The sequence below is a fragment of the Actinoallomurus sp. NPDC052274 genome (assembly GCF_040679475.1).
Classification (GTDB): Bacteria; Actinomycetota; Actinomycetes; order Streptosporangiales; family Streptosporangiaceae; genus Actinoallomurus; species Actinoallomurus liliacearum.
This window is the reverse complement of sequence record NZ_JBFAUT010000012.1, coordinates 46,094-60,547: the sequence shown is the minus strand read 5'-3', so window position 1 is coordinate 60,547 and position 14,454 is coordinate 46,094. Positions and strand designations below refer to the sequence as shown.

General features: G+C 72.2%; 13 protein-coding genes. 8 read left to right on the top strand and 5 right to left on the bottom strand.

Annotation, left to right across the window (positions count from 1 at the left end; genetic code table 11):
• Positions 1-40: 40 nt before the first annotated feature.
• The 4 genes from AB0K82_RS13350 (at position 41) to AB0K82_RS13335 (ending at position 3,935) form a co-directional block, all read left to right on the top strand.
• On the top strand, positions 41-1,042 hold the full coding sequence (locus tag AB0K82_RS13350; RefSeq protein ID WP_364396130.1) for an endonuclease/exonuclease/phosphatase family protein: 1,002 nt from the start codon (positions 41-43) through the stop codon (positions 1,040-1,042).
• Positions 1,039-1,650 carry a hypothetical protein gene (locus AB0K82_RS13345; protein ID WP_364396128.1) on the top strand — a complete coding sequence of 204 codons (612 nt, stop codon included), beginning with the start codon at positions 1,039-1,041 and terminating at the stop codon, positions 1,648-1,650. The genes AB0K82_RS13350 and AB0K82_RS13345 overlap by 4 nt, the downstream gene beginning before the upstream one ends.
• 150 nt (positions 1,651-1,800) lie before the next feature.
• Complete coding sequence (locus tag AB0K82_RS13340; RefSeq protein ID WP_364396126.1) at positions 1,801-2,982, top strand: glycosyltransferase; 1,182 nt, start codon at positions 1,801-1,803, stop codon at positions 2,980-2,982.
• Positions 2,979-3,935 carry an NAD-dependent epimerase/dehydratase family protein gene (locus tag AB0K82_RS13335; protein ID WP_364396124.1) on the top strand — a complete coding sequence of 319 codons (957 nt, stop codon included), beginning with the start codon at positions 2,979-2,981 and terminating at the stop codon, positions 3,933-3,935. Before AB0K82_RS13340 ends, AB0K82_RS13335 begins: the two co-directional genes overlap by 4 nt.
• A gap of 116 nt (positions 3,936-4,051) precedes the next feature.
• Here the strand turns inward: AB0K82_RS13335 and AB0K82_RS13330 are convergent, their stop codons facing one another.
• On the bottom strand, positions 4,052-5,020 hold the full coding sequence (locus AB0K82_RS13330) for a ribonuclease Z (RefSeq protein ID WP_364396122.1): 969 nt from the start codon (positions 5,018-5,020) through the stop codon (positions 4,052-4,054).
• Positions 5,021-5,180: 160 nt separating this feature from the next.
• Between AB0K82_RS13330 and AB0K82_RS13325 the strand changes: the two genes are divergently transcribed.
• Positions 5,181-6,467, top strand: coding sequence for a nucleotide sugar dehydrogenase (locus AB0K82_RS13325; RefSeq protein WP_364396120.1), 1,287 nt, complete (start codon positions 5,181-5,183; stop codon positions 6,465-6,467).
• A gap of 155 nt (positions 6,468-6,622) precedes the next feature.
• Here the strand turns inward: AB0K82_RS13325 and AB0K82_RS13320 are convergent, their stop codons facing one another.
• The 3 genes from AB0K82_RS13320 to AB0K82_RS13310 form a co-directional block, all read right to left on the bottom strand.
• A complete protein-coding gene (locus AB0K82_RS13320; protein ID WP_364396118.1) occupies positions 6,623-7,381 on the bottom strand; it encodes a hypothetical protein in 759 nt (252 codons plus the stop codon).
• Positions 7,382-7,633: 252 nt separating this feature from the next.
• Complete coding sequence (locus AB0K82_RS13315) at positions 7,634-8,293, bottom strand: response regulator (protein ID WP_364396116.1); 660 nt, start codon at positions 8,291-8,293, stop codon at positions 7,634-7,636.
• On the bottom strand, positions 8,290-9,885 hold the full coding sequence (locus AB0K82_RS13310; RefSeq protein WP_364396114.1) for a sensor histidine kinase: 1,596 nt from the start codon (positions 9,883-9,885) through the stop codon (positions 8,290-8,292). The genes AB0K82_RS13315 and AB0K82_RS13310 overlap by 4 nt, the downstream gene beginning before the upstream one ends.
• A gap of 157 nt (positions 9,886-10,042) precedes the next feature.
• Here AB0K82_RS13310 and AB0K82_RS13305 point away from each other — a divergent pair, with 157 nt between their 5' ends.
• From AB0K82_RS13305 to AB0K82_RS13295, 3 genes are all read left to right on the top strand, one after another.
• Entirely contained in the window at positions 10,043-10,888 is an 846-nt protein-coding gene (locus AB0K82_RS13305) for an ABC transporter ATP-binding protein (protein WP_364396112.1), read from the top strand.
• Positions 10,878-11,726: an ABC transporter permease gene (locus AB0K82_RS13300; RefSeq protein WP_364396110.1), complete on the top strand. Its 849-nt coding sequence runs from the start codon at positions 10,878-10,880 to the stop codon at positions 11,724-11,726. Before AB0K82_RS13305 ends, AB0K82_RS13300 begins: the two co-directional genes overlap by 11 nt.
• Positions 11,727-11,805: 79 nt before the next feature.
• Positions 11,806-12,861 carry an ABC transporter substrate-binding protein gene (locus AB0K82_RS13295; protein WP_364396108.1) on the top strand — a complete coding sequence of 352 codons (1,056 nt, stop codon included), beginning with the start codon at positions 11,806-11,808 and terminating at the stop codon, positions 12,859-12,861.
• Positions 12,862-12,910: 49 nt separating this feature from the next.
• Here the strand turns inward: AB0K82_RS13295 and AB0K82_RS13290 are convergent, their stop codons facing one another.
• The gene (locus AB0K82_RS13290) at positions 12,911-14,332 is read right to left on the bottom strand and encodes an NAD-dependent succinate-semialdehyde dehydrogenase (protein ID WP_364396106.1); all 1,422 of its coding nucleotides are present in this window, start codon (positions 14,330-14,332) and stop codon (positions 12,911-12,913) included.
• Between the last annotated feature and the right edge of the window lie 122 nt (positions 14,333-14,454).

The window sequence follows — 14,454 nt, the reverse complement described above, 5'->3', positions numbered from 1 at the left end:
GCGGAGAGGGTGCGACCGGAGTCGGAAGAGGTGGGATTCCTTGAGAACGGCGACGGCGGCCCCGACCGGCACGACGCCGCGGACGCGCACGCGCGAGGTGACACGCGTGCTGGTGCGGTGGACGGTCGTCATCCTGGCGGTCTGGGCGCTGGCGCGCCTGACCGGGAGCGACCGGATCTCCTTCCTCACCGGGGTACTGGTCCCGGTGCTGGCCTTCACGCCGTACGCCGCCGCGTTGTCGACCGTGTTCATCGGCTACGCCCTGGTGCTCCGGCGCTGGCGGGCGCTGGGGGTGACGGTCGCGGTCGCGGCGGCCTTCGCGATCGCGGTGGTGCCGCGGGCGGTCGGCGACTCCGGGCCCGCGGCCGACGGGCCGTCCCTGCGGGTGCTCACGGCGAACCTCCGTCTCGGCCTGGCGGATCCACACGCGATCGTCGGCCTCGTGCGCCGGACCGGCGCGGACGTGCTGAGCGTGCAGGAGTTCACCGCCCGGGCCGACGCCGGTCTCGACCGGGCCGGGCTGACGAGGCTGTTGCCGTACAAGGTCGCCATGCCGATGGCGGGCGCCCAGGGGACGGCTCTGTACGCGCGTCATCCGCTGCGCGCGCTGCCGACCTTCCCGGTGAGCGAGATCGGGCTCGCGATGCCGCGCGCGGAGATGAGGCTGCCCGGCGGTCGCCGGGTGGAGCTGTTCGGCGTGCATCTGGCCCGGCCGATGAGCCCGTCCGGAGTAGGGCAGTGGCGTCGCGCGCTCGTGCTGCTCCCCGGCGCTCGGCACGGCGTCGTACGGATCCTGGCCGGTGACTTCAACGCCACGCTGGACCACGCTCCCCTGCGCGGCCTGCTCGGCGAGGGGTACGCCGACGCGGCCGACAGGGCCGGCAAGGGACTGGTCACGACCTTCCGGAAGGCCTGGTGGGTACCCCCGATCACGCTGGACCACATCCTGGTCGACGCGCGCTGCGCGGTCCGGCGGGCCGACGTGTACGCCCTGCCCCGCAGCGACCACCGCGCCGTGTTCGCACGGGTGCGGTTGCCGTGACGAGCCCGGCACCCGCCGCCCCTGAGCGGTTCCACCTGCTGTTCGTCTGCACCGCGAACATCTGCCGGTCGCCGATCGCGGCCGAACTGACCCGGCTGAGGATCCGCGCGGCCGGAGGGTCCGACGGGCCGCGCCTCACCGTGAGCAGCGCCGGCACGCTCGGACGCGACGGGGCCGCGATGGATCCGCGGGCCGACGTGCTGCTGCGCTCCCTCGGCGGGCACACGGCCGAGTTCGCCGCCCGGGCCGTCACCGCCGCCGTGGTGGCAACGGCCGACCTGGTCCTCGCCGCGGAGCGCCGGCACCTGGAGGCGGTGGTCGCGTGCCGGCCGGCGTCTCATTCCAGCGTGTTCACGATCCTGGAGTTCGCGCGACTCGTCGATCGTCTCGACGTGGGACGGCTCAGCGGCGCGTGCGTCGTCTCCCGGGCCGTGTCGCTGGTACGGGAGGCCGCCCGCATGCGCGGCATGACCCCGCCCGGCGCGACCGGCGCCGATGACATCCCCGACCCCTATGGGCGCTCGGACGGGGAGTACCGCGCCTGCGTCACGGCGATCGACCGGGCTCTCGAGCGGCCGCTCCGGTACATCCTGTCCGAGCCGGCGTGATCTCTCGGTGTTACGCGGGCGATATCCCGCGCCGTCCGATTCATCGGACGGCGCCCCGCGTCCATTCCGCTTTCTTTAGCGAAGCCGGATCGTTCGTAAAGCGAGCAACGGACATGTACGTAAGTGATCACTTTAGGTGCCGGGGGGCGCATGGTGGCGGACGATCGGATCAGAGTGATGCGGGTCATGACCCGGATGAACGTCGGCGGCCCGGCTCTCCAGGCGGTTGAGCTGATGCGCGGCCTCGACCCCGGGCTCTTCGACCAGCGTCTCTACGCGGGGACCGTCGAACCGGGCGAGGCGGACCATCTCGACCTTCGCGGCGTCGGCATCACCCCGAACCGGATACCGGCCCTCGGACGTACGGTACGGCCGGGCGACGACGCCCGCGCCATCGCGGCGCTGGTCGCCGAGATGCGCCGGTTCCGGCCGCACATCGTGCACACCCATACCGCCAAGGCCGGCCTGCTGGGCCGGGCCGCCGCCGTGCTGACGCGCGTGCCCGCGCGCGTGCACACCTACCACGGCCACCTGCTGCACGGTTATTTCTCGCCCGCCAAGACCCGGCTCGTGGTGACGGCCGAGCGTGCCGCGGCCGCCAGGACGGACCGGCTCGTCGCGGTCGGCGCCCGCGTCCGCGACGAGCTCATCGCCGCCGGGATCGGCGGTCCCGAGCGGTATGCCGTGGTGCCGCCGGGCACCTCGCTCGGCCCGCTCCCCGACCGCGCCGAGGCCCGGCTCGAGCTGGGAATCCCCGACGACGGCCCGGTCGTGGCGTACGTCGGCCGGCTGACGAGGATCAAACGGCCGGACCGGATGGTGGCGGTGGCACGCCAGGTGCGCCGTTCCCACCCCGAGGTGCGCTTCGTCATCGCCGGCGGTGGTGACGCCATGCCGGCGACGGAGGCCGCCGCCCGGACCTTCGGCGGCATGTGCACCATGCTGGGCTGGCGCGCCGACGTCGAGACCGTCTACGCGGCGGCCGACCTGGTGATCCTCACGTCCGACAACGAGGGCATGCCGGTCTCGCTCATCGAGGCCGGGATGGCCGGGCTGCCCTGCGTCGCGACGCAGGTGGGCAGCGTCGCGGAGGTGGTGCGGGACGGGGAGACCGGGCTGCTCGCCCGATGCGACACGCATGAGCTCGCCCGGAACATCGTGCGGCTGCTCGAGGACGAGCCGCTGCGCCGCAAGATGGGCGACGAGGCGCGGGCGTGGACGACGACGCGGTTCGGCCCGGAGCGGCTGGTGTCGGACATCGCCGAGATCTACGCGTCGATCGCCGAGGCGTGGGGCCGGCCACCGGCGCGGACAGAGGAGGCCGCCCGGTGAAGGTCGTGGTCACCGGCGGCGCCGGCTTCATCGGCGCCAATCTGTGCCGGGAGCTCATGGCCCGGCCGGGCATCGACGGGGTCGTCGCCCTCGACGACCTCAGCACCGGCCGGGTGGACAACCTGGAGGGCTCCGGCGCGGACCTCGTCGAGGGCAGCATCCTTGACCAGGGGCTCGTCTCGGACGTCCTGGCCGACGCGGACGCGGTCGTGCACCTCGCCGCGCGCCCGTCGATCCCGCGTTCGCTGGCGGCTCCGGTGGCGAGTCACGCCGCCAACGCCACCGGCACGCTCCTGCTGCTCGAGGCGTGCCGCCGACGCTCCGTCCACGTCGTCGCCGCCTCGTCCTCCTCGGTCTACGGCGGAGTACCGGACCTGCCCAAGCACGAGGACCTGCCCACGCGTCCGCTCAGCCCCTACGGAGCGAGCAAGCTCGCCGCCGAGGCGTACGTCCTGGCGTACCGCGCCAGCTTCGGCCTTCCGGTCCTGGCTCTCCGCTTCTTCAACGTGTACGGCCCCCTGCAGCCCGCGGACCACGCGTACGCGGCCGTGGTCCCGGCCTTCATCGACGGCGCATTACGCGGCGAGGCGCTGACCGTGCACGGCGACGGGCTGCAGACCCGTGACTTCACCTATGTCGGCACCGTCGTGGCGGTGCTCGCCGACGCGGTCCTTCGCGGGGTGACCAGCGCGCGGCCGGTCAACCTGGCGTTCGGCACGCGCGTGTCGATCCTCGAACTGACACGGCGGCTGTCCGCCGTGCTGGGACGGCCGGTGGAGGTGACGCACGTTCCGTCGCGCCCGGGAGACGTCCGCGACTCACAGGCCGCCGACGGCCGGCTGCGCCGCCTCTTCCCCGGCATCGAGGCGGTACCGCTGGAGACGGGACTCGAGCGGACGGTCGCGTGGTTCCGCGACCGGCCGGCCCACCTCCAGAACCCCGCGGCCCGCTGACGTGCCGGGTCGATGAACGCGTCCTCGGGACGCGCGGCGATCGGCGGGAGCGGTCCACCTCCAGAGCGGCGCGGCCCGGCGGCGCGGCGGACCGTACGCGTGGAGCGGTACGACGATCAGTCGGAGCCGGTCCCCGCGGCGGACACCGGTGCGAGCCGGCGGCGGGGCGGCACGGGCACCCGGTCGAGGTCGCGCGCGACGACGATGTCGCCGTCGAACGCGGCGGCCGCCTGCTCGGCGAACCTCGGCTGCTCCGCCGCGGGATACCGCTCGGAGAAGTGCGTCAGGACGAGACGGCGGACCCCCGCCGCGGCCGCGATCGCGCCCGCCTGCGCCGCGGTCAGGTGCCCGTACTCGTCCGCCAGGCGGGCGTCCGCGTCGAGGAACGTGGACTCGATCACCAGGAGGTCGGCGCCCGCGGCGAGCGGTGCGATCGCGTCGCAGACACGGGTGTCCATCACGAACGCCGCCTTCTGCCCGGGACGCGGGACGGCGCACTCCTCGATCGTGACCGTACGGCCGCTCGGCGCCGTCACCGACCCCTCGCGCTGCAGGGTCCCGACGAGCGGTCCGGTCACGCCGTGGGCGGCCAGCCGCTCCGGCAGCATGGTGACGCCGTCCGGCTCCTCGATCCGGTAGCCGTACGACTCGACGCCGTGCGACAGGCGACGCGCGGTGAGCGTGAACGGCGCCCCGGGCAGGTCGATCCGGACCTCACCGCCGGCGATCGGCTCCTCGTCGATGACCTCGGTGTCGGCGAAGACCGCCGCGTGCCGGAGTCGTCGCCAGTACTCCGCGCCGCTCGCGGGGAAGACCGCGCGAACGCGGTGAGCGACGCCGTCCCGGGCGATGCGCTGGACGACGCCGGGAACGCCGAGGCAGTGGTCGCCGTGGAAGTGGGTGAGGCACAGGCAGGTGATGTCGTTCGCGCTCACGCCGGCGTGCAGCATCTGCCGCTGGGTGCCCTCCCCCGGGTCGAAGAGGATGCCGTGTCCGTCCCAGCGCAGCAGGTAGCCGTTGTGGTTCCGGGCCCGGGTCGGCACGGCGCTGGCCGTGCCGAGAACGACGAGATCGCGCGTTGACATGGTCCCATCATGCTCCCGACGAGGGGGCGCATCGCTGGACGGCGACCGGTGGGACCGGTCGGCCCCCACGAGGGCGGGGAGCGTGTCGATCACCGGCCCGACCGATCATCACGCTTAGCATTCGAACGTTGACCATGGGCGACGACCGCGGTGAGGTGCGATGGACCAGCCACGAGACGATCGAGCGGTCGAATGGGACCTCGCCGTGATCGGACTCGGCTACGTGGGGATGCCGATCGTCCGCGAGGTGTCGCGCGGTGGAATGCGCGTGGTCGGAGTGGACGTCGACCGGCGTCGCGTCGACGGCCTGAACGCGGGCGTCTCCCACGTCGACGACGTCTCCGACGAGGAGGTCGCGGGCCTGCTCGCCCGGGGATTCCACGCGACGACCGATCCGCGGGTGCTGGCCGGGGCGAACACGGTGATCATCTGTGTGCCCACGCCGCTCGACGGCGACCGGCGTCCCGATCTCGGCGCCGTCACCGGCGCGGCCGAGATGGTGGCCGGGCGGCTGCGGCCCGGCGCCCTGGTCGTCCTGGAGTCGACCACCTGGCCGGGGACGACGGAGGAGGTCGTCCGGCCGCTGCTGGAGAAGAGCGGGCTGAGCGCGGGCATCGACTTCCACCTCGCCTACTCACCGGAGCGCATCGACCCGGGCAACCCGGTCTTCGGCCTGCGCAACACCCCGAAGGTCGTCGGCGGGCTGACGCCCGCCTGCCTCGACCGTGCCGTGTCGTTCTACGGCAAGTTCGTCGAGCAGGTCGTGCCCGTCCGCAGCACCCGCGAGGCCGAGATGGCCAAGCTGCTGGAGAACACCTACCGCCAGGTCAACATCGGCCTGGTCAACGAGATCGCGATGTTCTGCGACGAACTCGGCGTCGACGTCTGGGAGACGATCTCGGCGGCGGCCACGAAACCGTTCGGCTACGAGGCGTTCCGGCCGGGCCCCGGCGTCGGCGGGCACTGCATCCCGATCGACCCGAGCTACCTGTCGCACCGGGTGCGGCGGCTCGGATACCAGTTCCAGTTCGCCGAGCTCGCGCAGCAGATCAACGATCGAATGCCCGCGTACGTCGCCGAACGCGCCGCTCGGCTGCTGCACCGTTACCACCACTGCGTCAACGGGGCGACGATCGTGCTGCTCGGCGTCACCTACAAGCCCGACGTCGCCGACGACCGGGAGTCACCGGCCCGGCCGCTCGCCCGGCGGCTGCACGTCTCCGGGGCGAAGGTCCACTACGTCGATCCGCTGGTCGACGACTGGACGGTCGAGGGCGTCGAGGTCGTACGGTGGCACGACCTCGAGACGGCGCTGGAGGCGGCCGACCTCGCCATCCTGCTCCAGCCCCATCGCGCCTTCGACCTCGACCTGGTCGCCGCCCGGGCCCGCCTGCTGCTGGACACCCGCGGCGTGCTGCCGGTCTCGGACCACGTGGAGCGGCTCTGACCGGCCGTCGAACCCCCCGGACGGCCGAGGCGGCCAGGGTGACCCACGGGAACGCGGCGGGTGCCGCGCCGGACGCCGGCACCCGCCGGTGATGTCGCCACCGCAGCGGTCGTCGGTTACGCCTGAGGCGGCGAGACCGGACGCCGCGCACCGCGTTAACGCCGAGTGATGCTCATGCGGATCACGGGACGCTGCGATTTCTGCGGCTTGTTGCGGACGTTTCGCGTGCCCTCGCCGCGGTGCGGGCTCTGGGCGAGTTGGTCGCCCTCACCGCGCTGCGCGGCCTCGCCCCGGTACGGGTTCTGGCCGAGTTGGTCGCTCTCGCCCTGTCGCGCGCCCTCACCCCGGCGCGGTTCCTGCGCGAGCTGCTCGCCCTCGCCCTGTCGCGCGCCCTCACCCCGGCGCGGTTCCTGCGCGAGCTGGTCACCCTCACCCCGGCGCGAGCCCTGCGCGGATTGCGCGCCCTCGGTCCCTCGCGGACGGTGACCGGCCTGCCGTCCCTGGTGGGCCTCGCCCGCGCCGGCCCGCCGACCGTGGCGGCGCCGTGGGCTCCTCGACTCGTCCCTGGACTCGCGGACGTCCCGGTCCCGAATGACGTGCGGGTGGTTATCCACGTTCACGTCATCCGGCCCGGCTTTGTCATCGTCGGCGGACTGGCTGTCGGGCGGAAGGAACCGGTCGACGCTCTCCGTGCAGTCGCTCGCGTATTCGCGAGGCATGCCCTCGCAGTAGGTGGCGGCAGCGGTCAATCCCCGGTTGTTCACCTGTGCCCCGCGCGCCGCCTCCGCCGGCGCCGCCGCGGCCACGGCGACCGCGAGACCGCTGAACGTCATGACGGCGGCCAGAGCCAGCGGGCGCAGTCTGATGGCTGCTTCAGCCGGTCGCTTTTTGCTGCAGTACGTCAATTTCGACACCTTCATCCTGTCGGGTATCTGACTTTCACACCGCAATGCGGCGGACGATATATGGATACCCGTCTCACTGTCCACCGGGACATATGCCGGGTTAATGATCGAGCAATACCGCCTTCGCCTCTCGCAGAATAAACGGCATTTCCGGAAGCCCGCCTTGTATCCGGCCGCGAGGCACTTTTCGGTGTCACGCAATCGCTGAGAGGGCGTCCCACCCGAGTGCGGTCTTCGCGCGGGTACGGCCCGCGCCGAAAGTCAGCGGGCTCGCCAGGTGTACTGGTGTTCGGGACGGCCGGTGCTGCCGTACCGCAGCGTGACCCGGACCCGTCCGGACTGGGCGAGCGATGCCAGGTAGCGCTGCGCGGTGGCGCGGGAGATGCCCACCTCGTCGGAGATCTCGGCGGCCGACCGCGGCACGCCGGCACGCCGCAGCGCCTCGGCGACGAGGCGGGCGGTGACCGACGACTGGCCCTTGACCGCCCGGCCCTCGGCGCGCGGCACCGTGTGCAGGGCGCGGACGGCGCGGTCCACGTCGGCCTGGCCGAGTTCACCGGCCGCCGCCAGGTGTTCCCGGTAGCGGGCGTAGGCCTGCAGCCGCTGTCCCAGCTCCTCCGCGGTGAACGGTTTGATGAGGTAGTGCAGCGCGCCGCGGGAGAAAGCCGTCCGCGCGGAGTGCGGGTCGGTCGCCGCGGTGGCCATGATGACGTCGGCCTCGAGCTCCGGCAGCAGGGACAGCCCCGACTCGTCCGGCAGGTAGACGTCGAGGAGCACCAGGTCGACCCCTGCCGCGCCGGCGCGGGCGTCGGCGGCGGTGTGCGCCCGCCCGGCGACGCGGAAGCCGGGGACCAGTTCGACGAACCCGGCGTGGATCTGCGCCACCCGGAAGTCGTCGTCGACGACCAGCACCTCGATCACTGCAACACCTCCGGGAGGCTCGCCACGAAGACGGCGCCCTGACCGCCGGGATCCGGGTCGGCGATGCCAACGTCGCCGCCCCGCGCGCGGGCCGCCTGCCGGGCGAGGGCGAGGCCGAGCCCGCGCGGCCGGCCGTCCTCGGATCGGCGGGTGGACACGCCCTCGCGGAAGACGGCCTCTCTGAGCTCCTCCCGTACGCCCTCGCCGGAGTCCGCGACGGTGACGTGGAGGTCGGTGCCGTCGCCGAGCAGTTCGACCTCCACCCGTGCCGGGCGGCACGTGCCGAGCCGCGCAGCCTCGATGGCGTTCTCGACGAGGTTGCCGAGCACGGTGGTCACGTCCAGTGGGTCGACGACCCGGCCGGGCACCCAGCTCGTCTCGGCGATCTCCAGGGCGACGCCCTTCTCCGTCGCGACGGCCGCCTTGGCGGCGAGGAACGCCCGGAGGTAGGGGTCGGGAAGGTTGTCCGGCGGCGCCTCGCGGGCCTCCGGCACCTCGGCGAGGGCCTGGATATAGCCGGCCGCCTCCTCGTAGTGCCCGAGCCGGAGGAGTCCGGAAAGCGTGTGCATGCGGTTGGCGTACTCGTGCCGCTGCGCGCGCAGCGCGTCGAACAGCGCGCGCACCGCGTCGAGTTCCCGGGCGAGGGACTCGACGTCCGTACGGTCCCGCAATGTGATCACCGTGCCGAGCAGGCGCCCGTCGTGCCGGACCTCTCGCCGGTTGACGACCAGGACGCGCTCTCCGGCGACGACGAACAGGTTGTGCGCCTCCTCCTTGCCGTCGAGCACCGACCTCAGCCGGCCGCGTACGGGCAGTTCGGTGACCGGCTCGCCGCGGGCCGGGGTGACGCCCAGCAGCCTCGCCGCCTCGGCGTTGCAGGCGGTGACCCGGTTGGCCGCGTCCACCGCGAGCACCCCCTCATTGATGCCGTGCAGGACCGCCGCGCGTTCCTGCACCAGCTCGGCCAGCTCGTACGGCTCGAGACCCAGGGTCTGGCGTTTGAGCCGCCGCCCGATCGCGAACGAGGCGACGACGCCCAGCGCGACGGCGGCCGCGGCGAACAGGGCGGCGACGGCCATCGTGCGGTGCACCCGCCGGTCGATCTCCCCCGCGTCGATGCCCACGCTCACCTCGCCGACGAGGTCGCCCCGCTGGTCGTACAGCGGGACCTTCCCGCGTGCGGACAGGCCGAGGGTGCCGCGCTCGATCACCCTCACCTCCCGGCCGGACAGCGGGGCCGAGGGGTCGGTGCTGACCCGTTTGCCGATGAGCGCGCGGTTCGGATGGGAGAGGCGGATGCCGTTCCGGTCGGTGACGACGACGAACAGCGCGCCGGTGGCCCGCCGGACCCGCTCGGCCCGGCTCTGCACGACGCCGTTCGGGTCGCCGCCGGTCGCCACCGCGTCGCCGATCACCGGATCGGCCGCGACCGAACGGGCCACGGTGAGGGCCCGCCAGGCGTACTGGTTGCGCAGCTCGTCGCGCTGCATCCACGCGGCCAGGGCGTACCCGGTCAGGGCGACGAGCACCACGACGCTGATCTGCAGGATCAGGACTTGGTGCGCGAAGCGGATCCGGATACGGGAGGACATCAACGTGCACCGTAGCCCAAAGCAGGCCCACTTCCGCCGAATCGGGTGAGCACAATGCGATAAACGCTGCAAAGATCGCTAATTGCCGGAAACACGACTTGCGATTACATCGAGAGCAAGGCTTAACGGCCCGGAAACGCACTCGTAACCTCCCGGCATGCCAACGCAAGCAGAGCCTGACGGCCCCGCGATCGAGCTCCGCGACGCGACCAAGCGCTTCCGCTCCTCGTCGGGTGGAGTGCACACCGCCGTCCGCGACCTCGACCTGACGGTGCGCGCCGGCGAGTTCGTCGCCGTGGTCGGCCCCACCGGATGCGGCAAGTCGACCACCCTGTCCCTCGTCTCCGGCCTGGAGCCTCCGTCGGCCGGCGAGGTCCTCGTGCACGGGCGGCCGGTCGAGGGCATCCCCGACGGGGTCGGGTACATGTTCCAGACCGACGCCGTGCTGCCCTGGCGCACGGTGCTCGACAACGTCGCCGCCGGTCCCCGGTACCGCGGCGCCGCCAAACGGCAGGCGCGCGAGCAGGCTCGCGACTGGGTCCGCCGGGTGGGTCTCGGCGGCTTCGAGTCGTACTACCCGCACCAGCTCTCGGGCGGCATGCGCAAGCGCGTCGCCCTGGCCCAGACGCTCGTCAACGAGCCGTCCATCCTGCTCATGGACGAGCCGTTCTCCGCCCTGGACGTGCAGACCCGCGGGCTGATGCAGGACGAGCTGCTCCGTCTGTGGGCCGGCGACGACCCTCTCGGAAAGGGCGGCGGCGCGGCCGTCGTCTTCGTCACGCACGACCTGGAAGAGGCCGTCGTGCTCGGCGACCGGGTCGTGGTGATGACCGCGAGCCCCGCCACCGTCAAGGCGTCGTTCGACGTGCCGCTGAAGCGGCCGCGCGACGCCGAGGAGATCCGGCTCACCCCCGAGTTCCTCGAGATCTACCGCGAGGTGTGGGAGTCGCTGCGCGAAGAGGTCCAGATCACCCGGGAGAGGGGTACCGGCAATGCTGCTTGAGCTGGACGACCACGCGACCGCGGTCGCCCAGGCCCGTGCCGCGGGCCGCCGCCGGGCGTTCTCCGTGAACGCCGTCCGGGTCCTGCTGGTCGTCGCCGTGCTGGGCTCGTGGGAGCTGGCGGCGACGTACTGGATCGACCCCTTCTACTATTCCAAGCCCAGTGCGATCTGGCACCGGCTCGTCGACTGGTTCACGAACGGCACGTCGCAGGGGTCGATCTGGACACAGATCGCCTACACGCTGGAAGAGGCCCTGATCGGGTTCGTGCTGGGCAGCGTCGGCGGCGTGGTGCTGGGCATCATCCTGGGCCGCAGCCGGTTCCTGTCCGACGTGTGCGCGCCGTTCATCAAGGCCGCCAACGCGATCCCCCGCATCATCCTGGCGTCGCTGTTCGTCATCTGGTTCGGCCTGGGCATGTCGTCGAAGATCGCGACCGCGTTCATCCTGGTGTTCTTCGCGGTGTTCTTCAACGCCTTCCAGGGCGCCCGCGAGGTCGACCGCAACCTGGTGAACAACGCGCGGATCCTCGGCGCGGGCCGTACCGCCGTGCTGCGCACGATCGTCGTGCCCAGCGCCACCTCCTGGATCCTCGCGTCCCTGCACTCGGCGTTCGGGTTCGCCATCATCGGCGCGATCGTCGGCGAGTACAGCGGCGCGGACAAGGGTCTCGGCCTGCTGATCAACCACGCCCAGGGCACCTTCGACTCGGCCGGCATCTACGCCGGGATGATCGTCATCACGGTGATCGCGCTGCTCGCCGAGTGGCTCCTGACCCTCCTCGAACGCCGGCTGCTGCGGTGGCGCCCGCCCGTCGCCGGCAACGAGGCGCGGATCTGACCCCCTCCCCCGGAACCTCACCCTCCCCCGTCCGCCGTCCGCACCGTCGCGGATGGACGCGTACCCAAGGAGAGCTCAAATGCGCACCACCACCCGTATCGCCGCGGCGGCGCTCGCCGCCACGACCGCCCTGTCCCTCGCCGCCTGCCGCGACTCGCGCACCTCGTCCGGCGGGAGCGGCGGGGGCAAGCAGGGCGGCACTGTCAAGATCATGGTCGGCGGCATCGACAAGGTCATCTACCTGCCGGCCAAGCTGACCGAGCAGCTCGGCTACTTCAAGGAGCAGGGCCTCGACGTGCAGTTGCTGACCGAGCCGGCGGGCGCGCAGGCCGAGAACGTCCTCATCTCGGGCGACGTCCAGGGCGTCGTCGGGTTCTACGACCACACGATCGACCTGCAGACCAAGGGCAAGTGCATCGAGAGCGTCGTCCAGTTCGCCGACGTGCCGGGCGAGGTGGAGGTCGTGGCGGCCGGGAAGGCCGGCCAGATCAAGTCCCCGGCCGACTTCAAGGGCAAGAAGCTCGGCGTCACCAGCCCCGGCTCCTCCACCGACTTCCTGACACAGTACCTGGCGACCAAGAACGGCGTGCCGACCTCCGGGTACACGACCGTCAAGGCGGGCGCCGGCCAGACGTTCATCGCCACGCTGAACAACGGCGGCATCGACGCGGGCATGACCACCGACCCGACGGTCGCCAAGCTCGTCAGCACCGGCAAGGGGAAGGTCATGCTCGACATGCGGACGGAGGCGGGCACCAAGGCGGCGCTCGGCGGCCTGTACCCGTCCAGCTCCCTCTACATGAACTGCGACTACGTCAAGAACAACGCGGCGACCGTGCAGAAGCTGGCCAACGCGTTCGTCAAGACGCTCGGCTGGATCAAGGCGCACAAGCCGGCGGAGATCGCCGCGAAGATGCCGGCGGACTACGCCGGCGGGGACCCCAAGCTGTACGAGCAGGCGGTCACCGACACCATCGGCATGTTCACCGCGGACGGCGTCATGCCCGCCGACGGGGCGAAGAACGTCCTGAACGTGCTCGCCCAGTTCTCGCCGAACGTGAAGGGCAGGCAGGACACCGTCGACCTGTCCAAGACCTACACGACCGAGTACGTCTCCAAGGCGCCGAAGCAGTGACCGGACGTACGGCCCCGGGAACGCGTTCCCGGGGCCGTACGCGTCGTCGTCACATGTCGACGGCGAGGTACTTCAGCTCGACGTAGTCGTCGATGCCCTCGAAGCCGCCCTCGCGGCCGATCCCGGACTCCTTCACCCCGCCGAACGGCGCCGCCGGGTTGGAGACGAGCCCGCGGTTGAGCCCGACCATCCCGGTCTCGAGCGCCTCCCCGACCCGCAGCGCACGCTTCAGGTCGCGGGTGTAGGCGTAGGCGACCAGGCCCGCCTCGGTGTCGTTGGCCGCCGCGATCATGGACTCCTCGTCCGGGAAGGCGGCGATCGGCGCGACCGGAGCGAAGATCTCCTCGCGCATCACCCGGGCGTCCACCGGCACGTCGCCGAGCACGGTCGGCGGGTAGAACCACCCCGGGCCGTCCGGCACCTTGCCGCCCGTGCGAAGGGTCGCGCCGCGTTCGAGGGCGTCGGCCACCAGACCGGCGACGCGGTCGCGCGCCCGCTCGTCGATCAGCGGGCCGACCTCCGTCTCCGGGTCGAGTCCGGGACCGAGCCGCAGGGCGCCGAGCCGCTCCGCGAGACCCGCCGCGAACTCCTCGGCGACGGCCTCGTGAACGATGAACCGGTTCGCCGCGACGCACGACTCTCCGGTGTTGCGCATCTTGGCCACCACCGCGCCGTTCAGCGCGGCGTCCAGGTCCGCGTCGTCGAAGACGAGGAAGGGGGCGTTCCCGCCCAGTTCCATCGTCGTCCTCAGCACCTTGCCCGCGGCCTGCTCCATGAGCTTCTTGCCGACGGGCGTCGAACCGGTGAACGAGAGCAGCCGCAGCCGCCCGTCCGCGATCAGGGCGTTCGTCACCGCGGGGGCGCGGTTCGTCGGCAGCACGCTGAGAACGCCCTCCGGCACACCGGCGTCGGTGAGCAGCCGGCCCAGAGCCAGCGCGGACAGGGGCGTGGCCTCGGCCGGCTTGATGATCATCGCGCAGCCCGCGGCGATCGCCGGGCCGACCTTCCGCGTGACCATCGACAGCGGGAAGTTCCACGGCGTGACCAGATAGGCCGGGCCGACCGGCTGCCTGGTGGTCAGGATCCGGTAGTCGCCGCCCGGCGCGACCCGGTACTCGCCGCCGACGCGGACGGCCTCCTCGGCGAACCAGCGCAGGAACTCGGCGGCGTAGGCGACCTCCCCCAGCGACTCGGCCATCGGCCGTCCCATCTCCCGGGTGGTGAGCCGGGCCAGCTCCTCGGCACGCTCGTGCATCAGCTCATGCGCCCGGCGCAGGATCTCCGAGCGCTCGCGCGGGGCGGTCGCGGCCCAGGACGCCTGAGCGGCCGCCGCGGCGTCGAGCGCGCGCACGGCGGCGTCCGCGTCGGCGTCCGCGACCGAGGCGAACACCTCGCCGGTCGACGGATCGATGACGTCGAAGGTCCCCTTCGCCGCCGTCCACGTGCCGCCGATGTAAAGCCGGTTCTCCATGCCGATCGCCTCCCAGAGCCTCTCGCACCGCACGTTACCCACCAGGTCGGAGGCGACCCCTCTCAGGTCGACCCTGGTGCGGTCGGCACCGTACTCATCCTCGGAGCGACCGAAATCCAAAA

What these genes read in the sequence shown, in the direction of transcription:
- AB0K82_RS13340 (WP_364396126.1), top strand. Translation starts at nt 1,801, where the DNA reads ATGGTGGCGGACGATCGGATCAGAGTGATGCGGGTCATGACCCGGATG.
- AB0K82_RS13330 (WP_364396122.1), bottom strand. Translation starts at nt 5,020, where the DNA reads ATGTCAACGCGCGATCTCGTCGTTCTCGGCACGGCCAGCGCCGTGCCG.
- AB0K82_RS13325 (WP_364396120.1), top strand. Translation starts at nt 5,181, where the DNA reads ATGGACCAGCCACGAGACGATCGAGCGGTCGAATGGGACCTCGCCGTG.
- AB0K82_RS13310 (WP_364396114.1), bottom strand. Translation starts at nt 9,885, where the DNA reads ATGTCCTCCCGTATCCGGATCCGCTTCGCGCACCAAGTCCTGATCCTG.
- AB0K82_RS13305 (WP_364396112.1), top strand. Translation starts at nt 10,043, where the DNA reads ATGCCAACGCAAGCAGAGCCTGACGGCCCCGCGATCGAGCTCCGCGAC.
- AB0K82_RS13300 (WP_364396110.1), top strand. Translation starts at nt 10,878, where the DNA reads ATGCTGCTTGAGCTGGACGACCACGCGACCGCGGTCGCCCAGGCCCGT.
- AB0K82_RS13295 (WP_364396108.1), top strand. Translation starts at nt 11,806, where the DNA reads ATGCGCACCACCACCCGTATCGCCGCGGCGGCGCTCGCCGCCACGACC.
- AB0K82_RS13290 (WP_364396106.1), bottom strand. Translation starts at nt 14,332, where the DNA reads ATGGAGAACCGGCTTTACATCGGCGGCACGTGGACGGCGGCGAAGGGG.